At 69.1% G+C, this 18,017-nt stretch carries 18 protein-coding genes; 11 read left to right on the top strand and 7 right to left on the bottom strand.

The window, feature by feature from the left end; genetic code table 11:
* Positions 1–5: 5 nt before the first annotated feature.
* Together ACIDOCELLA78_RS83940 and ACIDOCELLA78_RS83935 are read right to left on the bottom strand one after the other, a co-directional pair.
* Positions 6–419: an EVE domain-containing protein gene (locus ACIDOCELLA78_RS83940; protein ID WP_201727881.1), complete on the bottom strand. Its 414-nt coding sequence runs from the start codon at positions 417–419 to the stop codon at positions 6–8.
* On the bottom strand, positions 416–709 hold the full coding sequence (locus tag ACIDOCELLA78_RS83935) for a YciI family protein (protein WP_201727880.1): 294 nt from the start codon (positions 707–709) through the stop codon (positions 416–418). The genes ACIDOCELLA78_RS83940 and ACIDOCELLA78_RS83935 overlap by 4 nt, the downstream gene beginning before the upstream one ends.
* A gap of 139 nt (positions 710–848) precedes the next feature.
* Between ACIDOCELLA78_RS83935 and ACIDOCELLA78_RS83930 the strand changes: the two genes are divergently transcribed.
* Genes ACIDOCELLA78_RS83930 through ACIDOCELLA78_RS83895 form a run of 8 tightly spaced genes read left to right on the top strand, consistent with a single transcriptional unit; the run spans position 849 to position 6,359 of the window.
* Positions 849–1,661, top strand: a complete 813-nt coding sequence (locus tag ACIDOCELLA78_RS83930; RefSeq protein WP_201727879.1) for a heme ABC transporter permease — start codon at positions 849–851, stop codon at positions 1,659–1,661.
* A gap of 4 nt (positions 1,662–1,665) precedes the next feature.
* The gene (gene ccmD, locus ACIDOCELLA78_RS83925; RefSeq protein ID WP_174504044.1) at positions 1,666–1,830 is read left to right on the top strand and encodes a heme exporter protein CcmD; all 165 of its coding nucleotides are present in this window, start codon (positions 1,666–1,668) and stop codon (positions 1,828–1,830) included.
* A complete protein-coding gene (gene ccmE / locus ACIDOCELLA78_RS83920; RefSeq protein ID WP_201727878.1) occupies positions 1,827–2,348 on the top strand; it encodes a cytochrome c maturation protein CcmE in 522 nt (173 codons plus the stop codon). Before ccmD ends, ccmE begins: the two co-directional genes overlap by 4 nt.
* A 21-nt stretch (positions 2,349–2,369) precedes the next feature.
* Complete coding sequence (locus ACIDOCELLA78_RS83915; RefSeq protein ID WP_201727877.1) at positions 2,370–4,343, top strand: heme lyase CcmF/NrfE family subunit; 1,974 nt, start codon at positions 2,370–2,372, stop codon at positions 4,341–4,343.
* A gap of 9 nt (positions 4,344–4,352) precedes the next feature.
* Positions 4,353–4,907, top strand: coding sequence for a DsbE family thiol:disulfide interchange protein (locus ACIDOCELLA78_RS83910; RefSeq protein ID WP_201727876.1), 555 nt, complete (start codon positions 4,353–4,355; stop codon positions 4,905–4,907).
* Entirely contained in the window at positions 4,904–5,392 is a 489-nt protein-coding gene (locus ACIDOCELLA78_RS83905; protein WP_201727875.1) for a cytochrome c-type biogenesis protein, read from the top strand. The genes ACIDOCELLA78_RS83910 and ACIDOCELLA78_RS83905 overlap by 4 nt, the downstream gene beginning before the upstream one ends.
* Positions 5,389–6,165 (top strand): c-type cytochrome biogenesis protein CcmI, encoded by a 777-nt coding sequence (gene ccmI / locus ACIDOCELLA78_RS83900; protein ID WP_201727874.1) that lies wholly within the window; start codon positions 5,389–5,391, stop codon positions 6,163–6,165. The genes ACIDOCELLA78_RS83905 and ccmI overlap by 4 nt, the downstream gene beginning before the upstream one ends.
* Entirely contained in the window at positions 6,162–6,359 is a 198-nt protein-coding gene (locus ACIDOCELLA78_RS83895; protein WP_201727873.1) for a DUF1674 domain-containing protein, read from the top strand. The genes ccmI and ACIDOCELLA78_RS83895 overlap by 4 nt, the downstream gene beginning before the upstream one ends.
* Before the next feature lie 9 nt (positions 6,360–6,368).
* Here the strand turns inward: ACIDOCELLA78_RS83895 and ACIDOCELLA78_RS83890 are convergent, their stop codons facing one another.
* From ACIDOCELLA78_RS83890 to hrpB, 4 genes are all read right to left on the bottom strand, one after another.
* Positions 6,369–8,189 carry a chloride channel protein gene (locus ACIDOCELLA78_RS83890; RefSeq protein WP_201727872.1) on the bottom strand — a complete coding sequence of 607 codons (1,821 nt, stop codon included), beginning with the start codon at positions 8,187–8,189 and terminating at the stop codon, positions 6,369–6,371.
* A 175-nt stretch (positions 8,190–8,364) separates the two neighbouring features.
* Positions 8,365–9,891, bottom strand: coding sequence for an acetolactate synthase large subunit (locus ACIDOCELLA78_RS83885; RefSeq protein ID WP_201727871.1), 1,527 nt, complete (start codon positions 9,889–9,891; stop codon positions 8,365–8,367).
* A gap of 33 nt (positions 9,892–9,924) precedes the next feature.
* Entirely contained in the window at positions 9,925–10,860 is a 936-nt protein-coding gene (locus tag ACIDOCELLA78_RS83880; RefSeq protein WP_249675102.1) for a hypothetical protein, read from the bottom strand.
* A gap of 89 nt (positions 10,861–10,949) precedes the next feature.
* Entirely contained in the window at positions 10,950–13,379 is a 2,430-nt protein-coding gene (gene hrpB / locus ACIDOCELLA78_RS83875; protein WP_201727927.1) for an ATP-dependent helicase HrpB, read from the bottom strand.
* Positions 13,380–13,426: 47 nt separating this feature from the next.
* Here hrpB and ACIDOCELLA78_RS83870 point away from each other — a divergent pair, with 47 nt between their 5' ends.
* The 3 genes from ACIDOCELLA78_RS83870 to ACIDOCELLA78_RS83860 are packed head-to-tail and all read left to right on the top strand — an operon-like array spanning position 13,427 to position 16,608.
* Positions 13,427–15,454 carry a protein-disulfide reductase DsbD gene (locus ACIDOCELLA78_RS83870; RefSeq protein WP_201727870.1) on the top strand — a complete coding sequence of 676 codons (2,028 nt, stop codon included), beginning with the start codon at positions 13,427–13,429 and terminating at the stop codon, positions 15,452–15,454.
* Complete coding sequence (locus ACIDOCELLA78_RS83865; protein WP_249675100.1) at positions 15,451–15,936, top strand: hypothetical protein; 486 nt, start codon at positions 15,451–15,453, stop codon at positions 15,934–15,936. The genes ACIDOCELLA78_RS83870 and ACIDOCELLA78_RS83865 overlap by 4 nt, the downstream gene beginning before the upstream one ends.
* Positions 15,937–15,981: 45 nt before the next feature.
* A complete protein-coding gene (locus ACIDOCELLA78_RS83860) occupies positions 15,982–16,608 on the top strand; it encodes a c-type cytochrome (RefSeq protein WP_283770813.1) in 627 nt (208 codons plus the stop codon).
* Positions 16,609–16,714: 106 nt separating this feature from the next.
* Here ACIDOCELLA78_RS83860 and ACIDOCELLA78_RS83855 read toward each other — a convergent pair whose 3' ends face one another.
* Entirely contained in the window at positions 16,715–17,917 is a 1,203-nt protein-coding gene (locus ACIDOCELLA78_RS83855) for an ABC transporter substrate-binding protein (RefSeq protein ID WP_249675096.1), read from the bottom strand.
* Positions 17,918–18,017 lie beyond the last annotated feature (100 nt).

The following is an 18,017-nucleotide window of genomic DNA, read 5'->3' as shown; positions in this document are numbered from 1 at the left end:
ATGCTCTACAGCCGCAACCCGCCCATGGCGCAGAGATGCGCCCAGTGCTCGGCGCTGACCGGGCCGACCGAAAGGCGCGAGAGGCGCACCAGTGCGAGGTCGGTCAGCGCCGGATCGGCCTTGATCGCGGCAAGGCCGACGGGATGCGGCAGCGGGGCGACGGCCTTCATATCGACCGCCACCCAGTCGCCGGCCTCGGCGGTTGGGTCCGGATAGGCTTCCCGTACCACCTCCACCACGCCGACGATCTCGCGACCGATATTGGAGTGGTAGAAGAAGGCGCGGTCGCCCAGGCGCATCGCCCTCAGGTTATTCCTGGCGGCGTGGTTGCGCACGCCGGTCCAGGGTTCGACACCGTTGGCCACCTGCTGGTCCCAGGAGAACGCGTCCGGTTCGGACTTGACCAGCCAGTAATTCACGGCGTCAGCGTGCCGTCGCGCAGCACGGTGCGGAAGCCGTTGATCTCGACCGCGCCAAACAGCCCGGCCTTGCTGTAGGGGTCGTTCGCGACCAGCGCTTCCACGGCCGCACGGTCCGCCGCCTCGTAGACGATCATCGAGCCGCAGGGATTGCCCTCGGCATCCAGCATCGGGCCGCCGTAGAGGATGCTCGACTTGATGCTGTCGAGATAGGCGAGGTGGTCGGGGCGGACCTGCTTGCGCAGGGCGAGGCTGTCTTTGCGATCATGGGCGACCAGGACGAACTGCATGGCGGTGGCTCCTTTCGGGCGGTTTCACTGGCGCCAGCATAATGGCTGATCGCGCTGCGCCAAGATGTGATCGGCCGGGGCGGCTCCGCGCCGGCGTGGGGGGTGTCAAAAACACGAATTCGTATTAGACAATCTGTCGATGGACCGTTCACCCGCCACGGATTACGCGGCCGACGCGCAGGCCGCCATGATCGCCGCCCCGACATCGAAATCCGGTGCCTGGCTGCACCGTTTCGCCAATCCCGGGCGTTTCCAGCGCCTGGTGCAGCCCCTCATTCCGTGGATCGGCTGGGCGGCGCTGATCGTCTGCTCCGTCGGGCTGGTCTGGGGATTTGCCTTCGCCCCGGCCGACTGGCAGCAGGGCATCGCCTCGCGGATCATGTATGTCCACGTTCCCGCCGCCTGGGTGGCGATGAACGGCTATGCGGCGCTGGCCATCTGCTCGCTGCTCTCGATCGTCTGGCGGCATCCGCTGGCCGATATCGCGGCCAAGGAGATGGGGCCGGTCGGCGCCGGCTTCACCGGGCTCTGCCTGATCACCGGTTCGCTCTGGGGCAAGCCGGAATGGGGCACCTACTGGGTGTGGGATGCGCGACTGACCTCGGTGCTGATCCTGTTCTTTCTCTATCTCGGCCACATGGCGCTGATCCGGGCGTTCGACAATCCGCAGCATGGCTACCGCGCGGCGGCGATCCTCGGGCTTGTCGGCGCGATCAACCTGCCCATCATCGTGTTCAGCGTGTACTGGTGGAATTCGCTCCATCAGGGCAACTCGATCACCCTGACCGGCCCCTCCAAGATCTATGTCACGATGTTGTATCCACTGCTGATCTCCACGCTGGGTTTCTATCTGGCCTTTATCGCCATGTCCCTCGCGCGCATTTCGAGCGGTATCATGGAGAACCGCGCGCGGGCGCTGCTGCTTGCGCGCGCGGAGCGCTCCGGGAGCTGAGACGATGGTGAAGAACACCCTGCCTTACGTGGTCGGCAGCTATGGCGCCGCCCTTGCCATCATCGGCATACTCTCCCTGACCACGTTCTTCCGCTACCGGGCGGCGCGGCGCCGGCTGGCCGCGGTCGAGCCGCGGGGGCGTGGCGAGTCGGGGAGTGCCGCGTCATGATGAGCCGCAAGAAGCGCCGCCTCTGGATCGTGATTGCCTGCGGCCTCGGCCTGTCCACCGCGGTGGCGCTGATGCTGGTCGCCTTCCGGTCCAGCCTGTCCTTTTTCATGTCACCGCAGCAGGTCGCCGCGCGCCACCCGCCGGCCGGGCGGGTGTTCCGCCTCGGCGGCATCGTGCAGGCGAACACCGTGGTGATGGGCACCCGCGATGGCGCGCCCTACACCACCTTCCGCATCACCGATGGGCGCGCATCGATCCCGGTGGTCTATACCGGCGTGCTGCCCGGCCTGTTCCGCCAGGGGCAGGGCGTCGTCACGATCGGCGCGATGAGCAGGGGAGACCGTGAGTTCCTCGCCTCCACCGTGCTCGCGAAGCATGGCGCCGACTACATGCCCCGCGATGTCGAGATGGCGCTGCGCAAGGCCGGCAAGTGGAATCCGAAATTCGGCCCCCCACCCAATGCCGGCGCCTGGGACGACAAGTCGCCCGCCCAGATCGAGGCATCCAACAATGGCTGAGCCGATGGGAGACGCCGCAGAATGATCCCCACCCTGGGCAATTTCGCGCTCGCGCTGGCTCTGGCCATCGCCGTCGCGCAATCGGTGATCGGCATTGCCGGGCCGATGCTGCGCGACCGGCAGATCCTCCGCGCCGCGCCCGCGCTGGCGATCGGCCAGTTCGTCATGCTCGGCCTGTCCTTCCTCGCGCTGGTCTGGGCCGGCGTGGTGTCGGACTTCACGGTGCGCAATGTCGCGGAATATTCATCATCGACGACGCCGCTCTTCTACCGGATCACCGGCACCTGGGGAAACCATGACGGGTCGATCCTGCTCTGGTGCCTGATTCTCTCGCTGTGCGGCGCGACCGTCGGGGCCTTCGGCAACAGCATCCCGACCAGCCTGCGCTCGCGCGTGCTCGGCGTGCTCGGCCTCGTCTCCGGCGGGTTCATGGCCTTTGTCATCGCCGTCTCCAACCCGTTCGCGCGGATCTGGCCGCCGCCGCTGCATGGCGCGGGCGTCAACCCGATCCTGCAGGACCCCGGCCTCGCCGTGCATCCGCCGATTCTCTACACCGGCTATGTCGGTTTCTCGATTGCCTTCGCCTTCGCCGTTGCCGCCCTGATCGAGGGGCGGGTCGACGCCGCCTGGGGGCGCTGGGTGCGGCCCTGGGCGCTGGTCTCCTGGCTGTTCCTGACCTGCGGCATCTGCTTCGGCTCGCTCTGGTCTTACTACACGCTGGGCTGGGGCGGGTTCTGGTTCTGGGACCCGGTGGAGAACGTCGCCCTGCTGCCCTGGCTCACCGGCACGGCGCTGATCCATTCCGCCATCGTGGTGGAGAAGCGCGAGGCGCTGAAAACTTGGTCGGTCCTGCTGGCCATCGCCACCTTCTCGCTCAGCCTGTGCGGCACCTTCCTCGTCCGCTCGGGCCTGCTCAATTCGGTGCATGCCTTTTCCGCCTCGCCGGATCAGGGGCTGTTCATTCTCGTCCTGCTCGCGTTGACCATCGGCGGCTCGCTGCTGCTGTTCGCCTTCCGGGCGCCGGTTCTGGCGGCGAGCGGGGTTTTCGCGCCGGTCTCGCGCGAAGGCGCCCTGATCCTGAACAATATTTTCCTCTGCATCATCGCCGCCGTGGTGTTCACCGGCACGATGTATCCGCCCTTCCTGGCCCTTCTGTTCAACCGCCAAATCTCGGTGGGCGCGCCGTTCTACGATCAGGCGGTTCTGCCGCTGACCGCGCCGCTGATCCTCGCGATGGCGGTTGGGCCGCTGCTGTCGTGGAAGCGCGCGGCGTTGCTGCCGGCGCTGACCAAGCTGTGGTTCGTCGCGGTTCTGGCGCTTCTCGTCTTCGGCGCCTTCATCCTGCGCGGTCATTTCGTCGCCGCACTCGGGCTGGCGGGCGCGGTCTGGGTCATGCTGGGCGCGCTGGTCGATCTCGCGGAGCGGATCCGCCTGTTCCGGATCCCGCTTGGCCAGTCCTTCATGCGGCTGTTCACCATTCCGCGGGCCGCCATCGGCGCGTCGCTCGGGCATCTCGGCTTCGGGATCGCCGTGCTGGGCATTGCCGGAATGTCGTTGCAGACGCATACGATCCGCGTGCTCAACCCCGGCCAGTCGATCGACCTCGGCGGCTACAACTGGAAGCTGATCTCGATCAAGCCGGCCACCGGGCCGAACTACACCGCGCGCGATGCCACGATCGAAGTGTCCCGCAACGGGCATCTGGTCGAGATCATGCATCCCGAGACGCGGTATTTCACCAACCAGAAGGTCAAGACGGTGGCCGCCGCGATCCGCAGCAATGGCGTGCGCAACCTCTTTGCCACCTTCGCCGGCGACAATAACAGCGGCGGCGGCGAGTTCCGCTTCAACATCCATCCGCTGGCGCCGGAAATCTGGCTTGGCGGCCTCATCATGGCGCTCGGCGGCGCGATTTCGCTGAGTGACCGGCGGTTCCGCGTCGGCGCGCCGGTGCGAAGCCGGCTGCGCCGGCCGTCCGGCTCGGCCACGGTCTGATCCCGACCGATGAGCCTGTCGCGCCGCATGCTGTTCGGACTGCCGCTGCTCGTGGTGGGCGTGGGCGGAGCCGGTTTCTATGAACTGCTCCGCCGGATGCAGACCGGCAGCTACAATCCGCAGGCCTTCAACAACCCGCTGGTCGGGCACGACGTGCCGGATTTCACCCTGCCCGGGGTGGATGGCCGCGAGGGGTTCGACAAGAAGCTGCTCGCCGCGCAGACGCGCCCGGTGCTGGTGAATTTCTTCGCCTCCTGGTGCGTGCCCTGTGCCGGTGAGGCGCCCTATCTCGACCGGCTGGCGAAATCCGGCGTCGATATCTGGGGGATCGCGTATCAGGACAAGCCCGAGGCGATCGGCCTCTACCTCGCGAAGTACGGCAATCCCTATGCGCGCCTCGCGACCGACCCCTCGGGGCGGACGGCGATCAACTGGGGCGTTTATGGCGTGCCGGAGAGTTTCCTGATCGCGCCCGGCGGCAAGGTGGTGTGGCACGTCGCGGCGCCGCTGGTGCCCGAGGTGATCGACGACCAGCTCCGCCCCGTGCTGCGGAGGCTGGCATGAGGCGCTGGCTTGTCCTGCTCCTCGCCGGACTCGCCCTTGCCTGCGGCGCGGCGAAGGCATCCCCTGCGCCATCGGCGGCGAGCGATCATCCAACCAGCATCACCCGCGATGGCGTGAAGCTCACCTTCGCGCAGGAAGCGCGCGCCGAGGCGATCGGCAACAAGCTGCGCTGCCTGGTCTGTCAGAACGAGACCGTCGAGAACTCGCGGGCCGGGCTGGCCAAGCAGTTCCGCACCATCATCCGCCACCGCGTCGCCGCGGGCGACAGCAACCGCCAGATCATCGCCTTCATGGTCAAGCGGTATGGCATCTATGTGCTGCTCAAGCCGCCATTCCGTCCCGAGACCTGGCTGCTCTGGCTTTCACCGGGCATTGCCGCGCTCATCGGGCTTGCGGTGCTGCTGTTCGCGCGCCGCCGCCGGCGGGCAACACCCCCGCCATTATCGCCGGAAGAAACCGACCGGCTGAAGGAACTCCTGTCTTGATCTGGCTCTGGATGGCGGTGCTGGCCGCCGTTGCGATCGCGCCGCTGCTCGTCGTCTGGGTACGCCAGGGCACGATCCGTTACCGGCGGGAAACCGCCATGGCGCTGCACCGCTCCCAGCTCGAGGAAATCGATCGGGATCGCGAGGAGGGGCGGCTGCCGGACGAGGAATACCAGGCGGCACGGCTCGAGGTCGAGCGCCGGCTGCTCGCCGCGGACCGGATTCCGGAGCCGGAGGCCAATCGTGCCGCGCGCGGCGTGATGATCGCAACCCTCGTCGCCATACCGGTCGCGGCGGTCGCGCTGTTCATCCCCTCGGGCCTGCCGCTCGTGCCCTCGGAACCGCATGCCAGCGTCATCCGCCAGCGCGATGCCGCCGAGGCGCGCGACAATGCGCTGATCGAGCGGCTCAGGCAGAAACTCGCCAGCCTGCAGCCCGGCAGCGAGGAGGCGCGGCGGGGCTATCTGCTGCTCGGCCAGGCGCTGGTCAGCCAGAACAAGCTGGCCCCCGCGGTGAAGGCCTGGAAAGTGGCGCTCTCTATGAAGTTCGACCCCACTCTCGCCGCCGAAACCGCCGAGGCTGCGAGCGAGGCCGCCGGACATGTTACCCCGGACGCCGCGGCGCTGTTCCGCAAAGCCCTCGCCGCCGCGCCGGCCAATGCGCCCTGGCGGCCGCTTGCCGAGCAGAGGTTGCGTGAGGCGGCGGTGCTGGAGTCGAATGGCGGCAAGCCCCTCTTGCCGGGCAAGGCGGCCGGGGCCAGATCGGGCTCATGAGCACTCCGACCGAACCCACTCAGACCGAACGCGCCGGCAGCGCGCCCACCGCCACCGAGGCCGAGACGCCGGCGGCTACGCCCCCCGATGCCGCCGCGGCAAAACCCTGGCCCAAGGAGATCGGCGGCCCGAAAGGCCCTGAACCCACCCGTTACGGCGACTGGGAACGCAACGGGCGCTGCACCGATTTCTGAGCACCGCGCCTACTCGCCGGACAGTTCCCGCCGCCGCTGGTCCAGCTCCTCGCTGTAGCGCCGCAGCGCGTATTGTTCGGTGAGAACGCCGAGCACCTGGCGGGTCTCCTCGCCGTCGATCACCGCCAGCACGTCGCATTCCGCCTTCTCGAAGGCCCGGATGGCTTCCTTCACCGTAGCCTGCGGCACGAGGAAATCGTCGCGGTGGCGGATCAGCGGCTGGATCGAGTCCTCGGCAGCGGCATCCGGCGCGTGAACCTCCGCGGGGTAGGCGAGACCGGCATAGCGCTGGTTCTCGTCGAGCACGACAACATATTGCGTCCGGCCGAGCGGGAACTCGGCCTTGAACTCGGCGATTTCGCTGTTTTCCTGGGTGACATACTGGTTCCGGCGCATCATCCGCCCGACCGTTAGATTGTGTATCCAGCCGATATCGACAGCGCTGCGGATCGTCTCGCCGCGCAGATGGAATCGCCACGTCGTGAACGAATAGCCGAAAAAGCGGCGGACCGTGAGCGATGCGGCGATCGCGGCCATCAGGACCGCGATGGTGATGCTGAAATTGTTGGTGCTCTCGAGCGTCAGGAAGGTCATCGTCATGGTGCCGCTGACGATCGCGGTGGCGAGCGCCGCCATGCCCACCACGGCATAGAAGCCGATCGGCACGCCATGGGCCACGGGCAGCAACACCGCGACATCGCCATAGGCGCGGCCGAGCAGCGATCCCATGAAGAGCGCGGCGAAGAACAGGCCGCCGCGGAAGCCGGTCGCGATGGAGAAGGCCGAGGCGGTCGATTTCATCACCAGCAGCGCGACCGCGAGCATGAACGGATAGATCACGGCAAGCTGCGTGTGCAGCGATGAATTGCCCGAGGCCATCACCTTGGGCGTGATGCTGCCCAGCAGCCCGACAACGACGCCGCCGATCATTGGCCGCAGCCAGACCGGCACGCCGGTGCGCCGGAACACCGCCTCCAGCGAGGTCACCGTCCGCATGATCGCGATGCCGACAAATCCGGCGACCATGCCGAGCAGCACCGCGAGCGGGTAGGCATAGGCCGGCGTATGGGTCGGCAGCACGACATCGAGCGGCCGCACGCCGCCATTCATCAGAAGTTCCGTGGTCAGCGTGCCCGAGAGCGAGGCGATGACGACCATGGTCAGCGTCGGCAGGGAATAGGTGCCGATGACGAGTTCGATTCCATAGAATGCGCCGCAGAGCGGGGCGTTGAACGCGCCGCCGATCGCGGCCCCGGCTCCGCAGCCGACCAGCACGCGCAGGTCGTTGCGCCGCAGCCGCAGATGCTGGCCGATCCATGAGGCGATGCCGCCGCCAAACTGCGCATAGCCGGCTTCCTGACCCACCGAGCCGCCGACGCCGTTGGAAAACGAGGTCTGCATCGCCACGATGAAGGAGTCGCGCAGCGACATCTTGCCGCCATAGAGCGCGTTCGCCTCGACCGGATCGACGATGTTGGTGATGCGATACTTGCCGAGGATCCACGCGACCGACCCCAGCGCCGCACCACCCAGGATGGGCACGAAAATCGCGCGCATCGGGTCGATATGCGTCTGCTGCGACAGGCCCTCGCCGAGCTTCGGCAGGGCGAAGAACCAGAAATGGAAGTGATGGCTCAGGAAATCCATCAGGTAGACGCAGAAGCCCGAGAACACGCCGACGACGGCGGCGAGAGCCGCGAGCCAGATCTCGTCGGCCCTGACCAGGGCGCGGACATGCATCGGCGCATCGACGGTCACCGCGGCGAGGCGTCGCCGCAGCGCCGTCCACCAGCGGGAATTCGACCGACCTTGAACCGTGGAACTCGCCATGCTGCGCCCTGTGAAGTCTTCTTGTGTCAGGACGGACCGCCCGCCCGGCGGTCAGATGCCGCCGATTTCCGGCAGCATCATGGCCAAGGGCACAGTTACAAGAGGAAAGTTAACGGTCAACCACCGTTTCAATGGAAATCGCCGATCAATCCGATCCGTTGCGCCGATGAACGCCTCAGGTGAGCAGTTCGATGAGGAACGGTCCCTTGCGTTCGAAGCTCGCCGCCATCAGCGCATTGAGCTTTTCCATGCTGTCGGCCTGTGCGGCGGCAACGCCCATTCCCTCGGCGAGGCGCACGAAGTCGATGTCCGGATGGCCGAGATCGAGCATGTCCATCGCCGTCCGCCCCGGATTGGCGCCGACATTGGCGTATTCGTGCAGCAGGATCGCGTATTTGCGGTTGGCGAGGATCACCACGGTCACGTCGAGATTGCAGCGCGCCATCGTCCACAGCGCGGTGATGCTGTACATCGCCGAGCCGTCGGCCTGGATGGCGAGCACCCGCCGGCCGGAGCCGATCGCGGCCCCCACCGCGCCCGGCAGGCCGCCGCCGATCGCCCCGCCCGGCACTTGCAGCCACAGATGCGGCGCCGCCCCATGGGTGAAGCGCGAGAAGCCGCGGCCGAAGGAAATCCCCTCGTCGATCACGACACTGTCATCCGGCAGCAGGGCGGCGATCGAGGTGGCCACCGTTTCCGGCGCGATCGCCTCGGTCGTCGGCGCGGGGCGCGGTGTGACCGCGATTTCCGGCGTGCCGGCGTCGACGCGCTCGGCCAGCGCCTGCAAGGCCGCCGCGCCGTCCTGGCCGATATCCGCCAGCGTATGCACCGTGCAGTCATCCGGCCAGAGCCGGCCCTTCTTGCCCGGATAGGCGAAAAACCCGACCGGCGGCTTCGCCTCGACCAAGATCAGGTGGCGGATACCCTCCAGCGAGTGTACCGCGGCATCGATCTGGTAGGGGATGCGCTCGATCGGCGGTCGCCCCTGGCCGCGCTCCATCCGCGCGTTGAACATCTCGGCCAGCATCTTCGCGCCGGTCGTCTGCGCGATGCCGGTGGCGATCCGCAGCGTCGCGTCGGTCAGCGTCCGCCCGCCGAGCAGCATCAGCGCCGGCTCGCCCGAGCGCAGCACCGCGGCGGCGGCGTCGATGGCGGCGGTCTCGGTGGTGGGACGCGGCGGCACCGGCTGCGGCGCACCGACCACCCCACCCTCGGTCCAGGCCGTGTCCGCGGGCAGGATCAGCGTCGCGATCGTCCCGGTGCGCGCGGCGGCCACCGCATCGGCGGCATCCCGGCCGACGGCCTCGGCGGTCATCGCCGTCCGCACCCAGCCGGAGACCGGGCGCGCCCAGCCCTCGGTATCGGCTGTCAGCGGCGCGTCCAGCGGGCGGTGATAGGTCGCCTGGTCGCCAACGATGTTGACGATGCCCGAGCGGCCGCGCCGCGCGTTGTGCAGGTTGGCGAGCGCGTTGGCGAGGCCGGGGCCGCAATGCAGCAGCGTCGCCGCCGGCCGCCCCTTGGTGCGCCAATACATGTCGGCGGCGCCGGACACCACCGTTTCATCGAGGCAGAGAACGCAGTTGATCCCGGGAATCCGGTCCAGCGCCGCGACGAAATGCATCTCGCTGGTGCCGGGGTTGGCAAAAACCGTATCGATGCCGCACGCAATCAGCGTATGCACAAGACTTTCAGCGCCGTTCATGAAACTCCCGGTCCTTCCCCGTTGGTTGATTGATTATCGGTCACGGAAACTGCCCGTTCCTGACGAGCCGGGCAAGGGGGGAGGGTGATGCGCGGGCAGCGGCGCAGTCGCCATTCGGCGAAGCCAGAAATGCGGCATTCCGGCAATGAAACGCCGCCGCAACGACGCCAGCTGTGCCGTGCTCAGCCCCACCGTCGCTGCGGTGAAGAAATTCGGGTCGCGGGTGAAGACCATGTAGGCGATCGTCTCGTTCACGATCAGGTCGCGGTCCGCCGGATCGTAGCCGGAAGCGACCAGAAAGCCGCGAAAGGCCGCCCGCTCCGGTGCGGTCATGGCGCTATCGTAGAACCGGTGAACGTAGGCGCGGTAGAAAGGCAGGGTGAAATAGGCGCCATGCGCCAGTTCATGGCGCAGAATGACCGCACGGGTCCGCCAGCCGACGCGCCGACGGCCCTCGGCCTGGGGAATCGAAAGCACCGCCCCGTTCGCGCCCGGCCGGAGAAAGCCTTCGTTCCGCGCGATCCGCCGCAGCCGCCGTTCCTGCGCGGTCAGGGGCACATGCTCCGCCTCGGCCAGGTGGTAGAAGCGGCGCAAGGCCGATGCCGGATAGTCGTTCCCGTAATAATATGTCGCGACCGAAAGATTCGCCGCCGCCAGCGCCCGGCGGAAGGCCGGTTCGTCCAGCACCCGGTCCCGCGGCGTTGCGGCTTTCTCGATCAGCGCTGCGATACGGTCGAACATCAGCCCCTGCGCTTCGAGGCCCGGGCAGTCGATCACGACGATCAGCGGATCGGCGCGGAAGCGGAACACGGTGAAACGGTGGCCGATATGGTTGAAGATCGCGGCCTCGCTGGCGAGCCGGGCGGCGGGACGCCGCGCCGGCGGCGATGTTCCCGCGCCCGTGATGGCGGCAAGGACGAGCCCGACCGCCAGATTCAGCCCTGATCGCCGCACCCGGCAAAACCGCATGACCGATGCCCCGAGAGGTGAGGGCGAAATCCTAACCCCCGTTCCGGAGCCGCGCCAGCCGGCCGCCTGCGCCCCGCGGCGGCGGGGTCCTATCGCCGCCCGCGCGGCCTTGCCGGCGCGCGCCAGGGTTCTTCCGGCCAGTCGTGCTTCGGGTAGCGCCCGCGCATGTCCTTGCGCGCATCCGCCCAGCCGCGCCGCCAGAAATCGGCGAGATCCCCGGTCACCGCGATCGGCCGCCCGGCCGGCGAGAGCAGCGCGATCTGCAATCTCACCGCCCCGCCGGCGAGGCGCGGCGTCGAATCGCTGCCGTAGAAGGCCTGTGCCCGCGCTGCCGCCACCGGCACCGGGCCGGTATAGTCGATCGGCACTTCACCTCCCGGCGCCTCGATCCGCGCGGGTAGCGCCGCGTCCAGCGCGCGGACGCGCTCATGGCCGAGATGGTCGCGCAGGATTGCGAGCAGGTCGAGCGCCGCCGCCTCCTTCAGCCGGCTCATTCCGGCGAGATAGGGGAACAGCCAGGTCTCGAAATCCGCCTGCAACGCCTCGTCGGACAGGTCGGGCCATCCCTCCGGCTCGATCCCCCGCATGAGCGCCACGCGGGCCTGCAACTGCCGCACCCCGTCGCTCCAGCCGAGCAGGCCGGGCTTCTCCCGAATTGCCGCGCGCAAGGCCGCCTCGATCTCCGCGGGCGATGCCGGCGTGCTGCGCTCGGCGAGCACCAGCGCGCCGAAGCGCCGCCGTTCCCGCGCCATCACCGTGCCGCCGGTGCCATCGAGCCCGATCTCCCGGGTGGTGACGATGCGGGCGGCGAGCCGATCCTCGATCGTCGCGGCGCTGATCGGTGCCGCGAGCCCGATCTTCGGCGCGCCCCGGCCGCCCAGCGCTGCGACGGCGAGCATCGGCGCGCGCGCCAGCGGATCGGCCGGGTCGAGTTTCGCGCCACCGCCCTCGCTGAGCCGGAAACTGCCCGGCTCGCCGCGGCGAACCCCGATCCGGTCGGGGAAGCCCGCTGCGATCAGCACAGCGGGGTCGCCGCCCGCTTGCGTATCTCGCCGCAGGCCGAGCCGCGCGCGATAGGTGCCCGCCGCCTGGCGGATACGCGCGATCGCGCCACGATCGCCGCCGCCGCGCCCGGCGATCGCGTCGAGCCGCAGCGCGATATCGGCGCTGCCCGCCTCGCGCAGCGGATCACGCTCTTCGAGCAGGGCGGCGAGGTCGGCGGCCAGCGCTGCCTCCGCCGCGCCGTCGGCGGCGAGCATCATCGCCGCAAGGCGCGGGGTGGCGCCGAGTTCGGCCATCCGTCGCCCGGTCGCGCTGATCCGCCCGGCGGAATCGAGCGCGCCGAGATCGGTCAGCAGAGCCCGCGCCTGGGCGAGCGCGCCGGCGGGCGGCGGCTCGGGAAAGGGCAACGCCGCGGCGTCCGCGCCCCAGGCGGCGCAGGCCAGGACCAGCCCGGAAAGCTCGGCACCGGCGATTTCCGGTGCGTCGAATTCCGGCAGGCCGCGATGCAGCGCCTCGGTCCATAGCCGGATCGCCACCCCCGGCGCCTCGCGCCCGGCGCGGCCGGCGCGCTGCGTGGACGCCGCCCGGCTGATCCGCCGCGTGACGAGGCGGGTCAGCGCCCGGCCGGTATCGAATTCCGGCGCCCTGCGAAACCCGCCATCGACCACCACCCGCACCCCCGGCACTGTGAGCGAGGTCTCCGCGATGCTGGTCGCGAGAATGACGCGCCGCTGGCCGGAAGGAGCGAGCACCCGCGCCTGTTCGGCCGGCGGCAGATCGCCATAGAGCGGCAGGATCGCGGCCGGCGCGCCCTCCAGCGCCTCGGCGGCGCGACGGATTTCCCCAACACCGGGCAGGAAGGCGAGAATGTCGCCCCGATGCGCCGCCAGCGCGCCGCGTACCGCGCGGGCCAGCGCCGCCGGCAGGTCCCGCGCATCGGCGAGGTCGCGCGCGGCGAATTCGGCCGTCACCGGATAGACCCGTCCGGCGCTCTCGATCACCGGCGCATCGAGCAGGGCGGTCAGGGTCGCGATATCGGCCGTCGCCGACATTGCGAGCACCCGCAACTCCGGCCTCAGGCCGCGCTGGAGGTCGAGCGTCAGCGCCAAAGCGAGATCGGCCTCTAGGCTGCGCTCGTGGATCTCGTCGAAGATCACGCAGCCGATGCCGTCGAGCCCGGGATCGGTCAGCAGCCGGCGCGTCAGCAGCCCCTCGGTGATCACCTCGATCCGCGTCGTCGGACCGGTCACGGATTCCAGCCGCGTGCGATAGCCCACCGTGCCGCCCGGCGCCTCGCCGATCAGCTGCGCGATCCGCTCCGCCGCGGCGCGCGCGGCGAGCCGCCTTGGTTCGAGCATCACGATCTTTTGTCCGCCCAGCCAGTCCGCGCCCAACAGCGCCTGCGGCACCAGGCTGGTCTTGCCCGCGCCGGGCGGGGCGACGAGGATGGCATTGGCCGATCGCGCGAGGCTTGCGCGGAGATCGGGCAGGATGGCGGCAACCGGCAGTTCGTCCATGAGGCGGGCGGTTAGCACCGAACCGCCCGATATGCGATATTGAGGCGATGAGACGCCTTCTGCCCGTTCTTGCCGCGCTTCTTCTGGCCCTTGCCGCAACCGGCCCGGCGCGGGCGGCGCGCAGCAACGAAGTCACCTCGCCACGCGCGCGGGTTGCGCTCGTCTCCGCCACCAACGCGCCTCAGGCGGGGACGATCACCCTCGGCCTGCTGTTCCGCCTGACGCCGGGCTGGCACATCTACTGGTCCGATCCGGGCGATGCCGGGCAGGCCCCCACCGTTTCGATTGACGCGCCGGCGGGGGCGAAGGCCGGTCCGCTCGCCTTTCCGCCGCCGCACTGGCTGGTCGCCGACGGCGGCGTGGGCGACTATATCGAGAGCGGCACGGTGCTGCTGCCCTTCACCGTGATGCTGCCGCGATCGGGTGTTTCGGCGATCGACGCGAAGGCCGACTGGCTGGTCTGCAACCCCAAGCTCTGCGTCCCCGAACACGGCACCTTCCATCTCACCCTCGCCGGTGGCGCCTCGGCGGAGGCCGGACTGTTCCGCGCTGCCCGCGCGGCGCTGCCACGCCCCTCGCCCTATCGCGCGACGATCGCGCCCGATGGCACGCTCGCCATCACCGGCGCCGGTCTCGGCCGCAGCGTGGTGAAGGGCGCGCATTTCTACCCCTATGATTTGAACGCCATCGTCAATGCGGCGCCGCAGCGTCTTGGCTTCGTGCGCAACGGCTTCACCCTCCGGCTGAAACCCGCACACCCGCCGATGACCACGGCTGCCGGCGTGATCGAGATCACCGATCCCTCGGGCCGGATGCAGGCGCTGACGCTGCATGCCGCGCCGGGCGCCGCGCCGCCGCCGCTGGCCGGCACGCCCTGGATCGTCTGGCTCGGCGCCGCGCTGCTGGCCGGGCTCATCCTGAACCTGATGCCCTGCGTCTTTCCGGTGCTGGCGATCAAGGCGCTGGCCCTGGCGCGGCTCGGCCATGATGATCGCCCGCTCGCCCGGCGCGAGGCGCTGGCCTATGCGGCCGGCACCGTCGCCGCGATGCTGCTGCTCGGCGGCGGGCTGCTCGCCCTGCGCGCCGGCGGCGAGGCGCTGGGCTGGGGCTTTCAGTTCCAGTCGCCGGTCTTCATCGCCGTGATGGCCTGGCTCGTCTTCGCGATCGGGCTGAACTTCGCCGGCCTGTTCGAGATATCCGGGCTCGAGCGTCTCGGCGCCGGGATGGCGCGCCATGGCGGCGTGCTTGGCAGTTTCGCCACCGGGCTGCTCGCCGTCGCGGTGGCCACGCCATGCACGGCGCCGTTCATGGGCGGCGCGCTGGCGGCGGCGCTGGCGGCACCTGTTCTGCTCGGATTGAGCATATTCGCGGCACTCGGCCTTGGCATCGGCCTGCCCTTCGTGGCGCTGGCCGCCGCCCCCGCGATCGGCCGCGCGCTCCCGCGGCCCGGACCGTGGATGGTGATCCTTCGGCAGGTCCTCGCCTTCCCGATGTTCGGCACCGCGGTCTGGCTGCTCTGGGTGATGTCGGTGGAGGCCGGATCGTCGGGTGTGCTGATCGTCGGCGCCGGCGCGCTGCTGATCGGCTTCGGGCTCTGGCTGCTGCGCTTCCCCGGCATTGTCCTGCGCGGGCTCGCAGTTCTCGCGGTGATCGGGGCGGCGCTGCTTCTGCCCCAGGTCGTCCCCGCCGATGCGACAGGCGCCTCCACGCTGCCGGGTGCCGTGCCCCGCAGCGCCGTGCCCTATTCCCCGGCGAAGCTCGCGGCGCTGCGCGAGGCTGGCAAGCCCGTGTTCGTCGACATGACGGCCGCCTGGTGCATCACCTGCCAGGTGAACGAGCGGGTGGCGCTGGCGCCGCGCGCCATGCAGCGCTTCTTCGCGGCACGGCAGGTGACGCTCATGGTCGGCGACTGGACCCGGCGCGACCCGGCGATCACCCGCTTCCTGGCCGCGCATGGGCGCGATGGCGTGCCGATCTATGTCTATTATCCGCCCGGACACGCCGCGCCGGTGGTTCTGCCGCAGGTGCTCACCCCCTCGATCGTCCGGGCCACGATTACGGGGCGGGCGTCATGAGCCGCCGGCGTCGTGAAGCGCCCCGAGCCCTTGCGATCGCCGTTGCTCTGGCCGGGATTGTCAGCACCAACCATAGCCTCGCCGCGCTGGCCGGCAGGTGGTCGGGCCATTACCACTGCGCGCAGGGCGATACGGCGCTGGACCTGACGATCTCCCCGGCCGGGACCGGCCGGCTTCGCGCGCTGTTCTTCTTCCATGCCCTTGCCGGCAATCCCCATGTGCCGCCCGGCTGCTTCTCGATGGCCGGCCGCTACGACGCCGCTTCCGGCAGTGTTGCGCTGAACCCGACGATGTGGCTGCTGCGGCCGCACCATTTCGTCTGGGTCGGGCTGCGCGGCCGGATGGAGGGGGCGGGCGGGGCGATCACGGGACGGATCGATGGGCCGGGATGCACGGATTTTTCCCTTGTCCGCGTATACGGACCCATGCCGGCGTCGGTCCCGCCGGCCTGCCGTATGGAACGCGGCGCGCCGACGGTTTAAGAGCAGGAAAAGCGCACGATATCGGTAATTCAGGACTGGATGGACATGATGCGGAAAAATGGCGTGCTGACGGTAATCGCGATGTTGGTTGGTCTCGGGGTCGCTCAGGCCGGCCCGCCGCCAGAGGCGGCGCAATGCGCCGGCTGCCACGGCCAGAACGGCATGGGCAATCCGGCTGCCGGGTTTCCGGCGCTGGCCGGGCAACCTGTGAATTACCTTGAGCAGCAGCTTTACGCCTTCAAGCACGGTACGCGGCGGAACGGCATGATGAGCAGTTTCGCCGGCGGACTGAACGCTTCGCAGCGCAAGGCGATCGCGGAATATTACCACGGTCTGCCGGTTGTCGCGCCGGCCTCGCTGCCGGCGGCCCCGAGGGACGATGTTGGCGAGACCCTGGCGATCCACGGCGTCGGTGCGGGGACCGACCATGCGATCCCGGCCTGCGATTCCTGCCACGGCGCTGGCGGGCGGGGCTTGGGGCCGGCATTCCCCCGGCTGGCCGGGCAGCCGGCGAACTATCTCGCTGCGCAGTTGAAAGCGTGGCAGGGCGGCGCCCGCCACGAGGGCAACACGCACTTGATGCAGAACATCGCCGATATGCTCAGCCCGGCGCAGATCAAGGCCGTCGCGGCCTATTTCGCGGCGCTGCCGCCGGTAGCACCCGGTTCGTGACGCGAAGCCGCCTTGCGGTCATGGCCGTCCTGTCGGGGCGGATGATGCTCTTGCCAGGCCGGCCATTCCCGGGTTTCGGGGGTATCGGCCTGCATGAGAGCGACATTCAGAGATCAAGGACCGGCTTTGCCGCTCCCGGCATCTTCGGATCGATGGTGACGAGCGCCCCCTGGCGCCATTGCTGCAGCGTGACGAAGCTTGCCTGATTCTGCCCGGACTGATCGAATTTGATGCCCCAGCCGTTTGGCAGGCTGCCATGAGGCAGGCTGATGGCGGCAAGTGCCGCCGGCAGCTTCTCCCTCCGTTTCAAGGCCTCGATGGCGATTGTCGTGCCGACATGGGTGGTCAGGCTCGCGGCGCCGCGCGGCGGGGTGGCGTAACGCGCCTGATAGGCCGCCGCGATTGCGGCAGCGCCCGGGCCGTAGAGCGGATTGCCGATCACCATCGTATTGTCGATCGCCTGACCGAGGGTTCGCCCGATTTCGGCAAGCCCGTAGCCGGGGCCCGTGCCGATGATCATGCGAGGACGCCAGCGCGCCTCCTGCATCGCCTGGTAGAGCAGCAGGACATGGTCGGTCCGCCCGGCATGGATCAGCAGGTCGATCCGCGCGTCCCGCATTCGCCCCACCTCCTCGTCCAGATCGGGTGCGGCCGTCGCATAGGCCATGCTGAGCGTGACCGGCACGCCAGCCTGCCGCAAGCCTGCCAGCATGACGCCGGCAAAGGACCCATCTGTGGCGCCGATATCGAACAGCAGGGCAAGGCGCAGGCGCGTGGCGGCGGTTTTCCATCCTGGCGCCACAATCCGTGCGATCGTATCTTGCGCGGCCGTGGTGAAGGCGGCGGTTGTCGTGCAGAGTCGCCGCAAGATCCTGAAGTTGCGACGGGTGACGCCGCCGGCGGGTGCGTCGAGTTCCACATAGGGAATGCCGGCGAGTTCGGCGGCCGCGGTGGCGGCGAACGACGCTGTGGATGACTGGCTGCCCAGGATCATGTCGATGGACGAGGCCTTGCCGGCCTTGCGGATCATGGCTTGTATTGCCGAGTCGGGATCGGCCGCATCGGCCCGCATGACCTCGATATCCGCGTCGATTTTCGTGCGCGCGGCATCGATCGCGAGCGCAACACCGCGCCACGCCTCGTCACCGAGCAGCGTCTGCGCGCCGGTTTCGGGAAAGAGCGTGCCGATCAGCAGGCGGCGGCGTGGTCCGCCGGCCGCATGGGGCATCGCGGCCCTGGTCTGCCCGCCGGCAAATCCCGCAAGGCCGATTCCGGTAATCACGCCGCGGCGGGAGAGCGGGCGGGTCACGCGCGGGCGGGACAAAGCGGTTGATCGATCATGACACATATATATAGGTCAGAGACATGGCCGGATAGGCGCCGCCGACGCCGCCCATGCCCCCGAAATC

Source organism: Acidocella sp. C78 (assembly GCF_907164655.1).
This window is presented reverse-complemented; position numbering and strand designations above follow the sequence as displayed.

What these genes read in the sequence shown, in the direction of transcription:
- ACIDOCELLA78_RS83935 (WP_201727880.1), bottom strand. Translation starts at nt 709, where the DNA reads ATGCAGTTCGTCCTGGTCGCCCATGATCGCAAAGACAGCCTCGCCCTG.
- ACIDOCELLA78_RS83930 (WP_201727879.1), top strand. Translation starts at nt 849, where the DNA reads ATGGACCGTTCACCCGCCACGGATTACGCGGCCGACGCGCAGGCCGCC.
- ccmD (WP_174504044.1), top strand. Translation starts at nt 1,666, where the DNA reads ATGGTGAAGAACACCCTGCCTTACGTGGTCGGCAGCTATGGCGCCGCC.
- ccmE (WP_201727878.1), top strand. Translation starts at nt 1,827, where the DNA reads ATGATGAGCCGCAAGAAGCGCCGCCTCTGGATCGTGATTGCCTGCGGC.
- ACIDOCELLA78_RS83915 (WP_201727877.1), top strand. Translation starts at nt 2,370, where the DNA reads ATGATCCCCACCCTGGGCAATTTCGCGCTCGCGCTGGCTCTGGCCATC.
- ACIDOCELLA78_RS83910 (WP_201727876.1), top strand. Translation starts at nt 4,353, where the DNA reads ATGAGCCTGTCGCGCCGCATGCTGTTCGGACTGCCGCTGCTCGTGGTG.
- ACIDOCELLA78_RS83905 (WP_201727875.1), top strand. Translation starts at nt 4,904, where the DNA reads ATGAGGCGCTGGCTTGTCCTGCTCCTCGCCGGACTCGCCCTTGCCTGC.
- ACIDOCELLA78_RS83895 (WP_201727873.1), top strand. Translation starts at nt 6,162, where the DNA reads ATGAGCACTCCGACCGAACCCACTCAGACCGAACGCGCCGGCAGCGCG.
- ACIDOCELLA78_RS83890 (WP_201727872.1), bottom strand. Translation starts at nt 8,189, where the DNA reads ATGGCGAGTTCCACGGTTCAAGGTCGGTCGAATTCCCGCTGGTGGACG.
- ACIDOCELLA78_RS83885 (WP_201727871.1), bottom strand. Translation starts at nt 9,891, where the DNA reads ATGAACGGCGCTGAAAGTCTTGTGCATACGCTGATTGCGTGCGGCATC.
- ACIDOCELLA78_RS83880 (WP_249675102.1), bottom strand. Translation starts at nt 10,860, where the DNA reads ATGCGGTTTTGCCGGGTGCGGCGATCAGGGCTGAATCTGGCGGTCGGG.
- hrpB (WP_201727927.1), bottom strand. Translation starts at nt 13,379, where the DNA reads ATGGACGAACTGCCGGTTGCCGCCATCCTGCCCGATCTCCGCGCAAGC.
- ACIDOCELLA78_RS83870 (WP_201727870.1), top strand. Translation starts at nt 13,427, where the DNA reads ATGAGACGCCTTCTGCCCGTTCTTGCCGCGCTTCTTCTGGCCCTTGCC.
- ACIDOCELLA78_RS83865 (WP_249675100.1), top strand. Translation starts at nt 15,451, where the DNA reads ATGAGCCGCCGGCGTCGTGAAGCGCCCCGAGCCCTTGCGATCGCCGTT.
- ACIDOCELLA78_RS83860 (WP_283770813.1), top strand. Translation starts at nt 15,982, where the DNA reads ATGATGCGGAAAAATGGCGTGCTGACGGTAATCGCGATGTTGGTTGGT.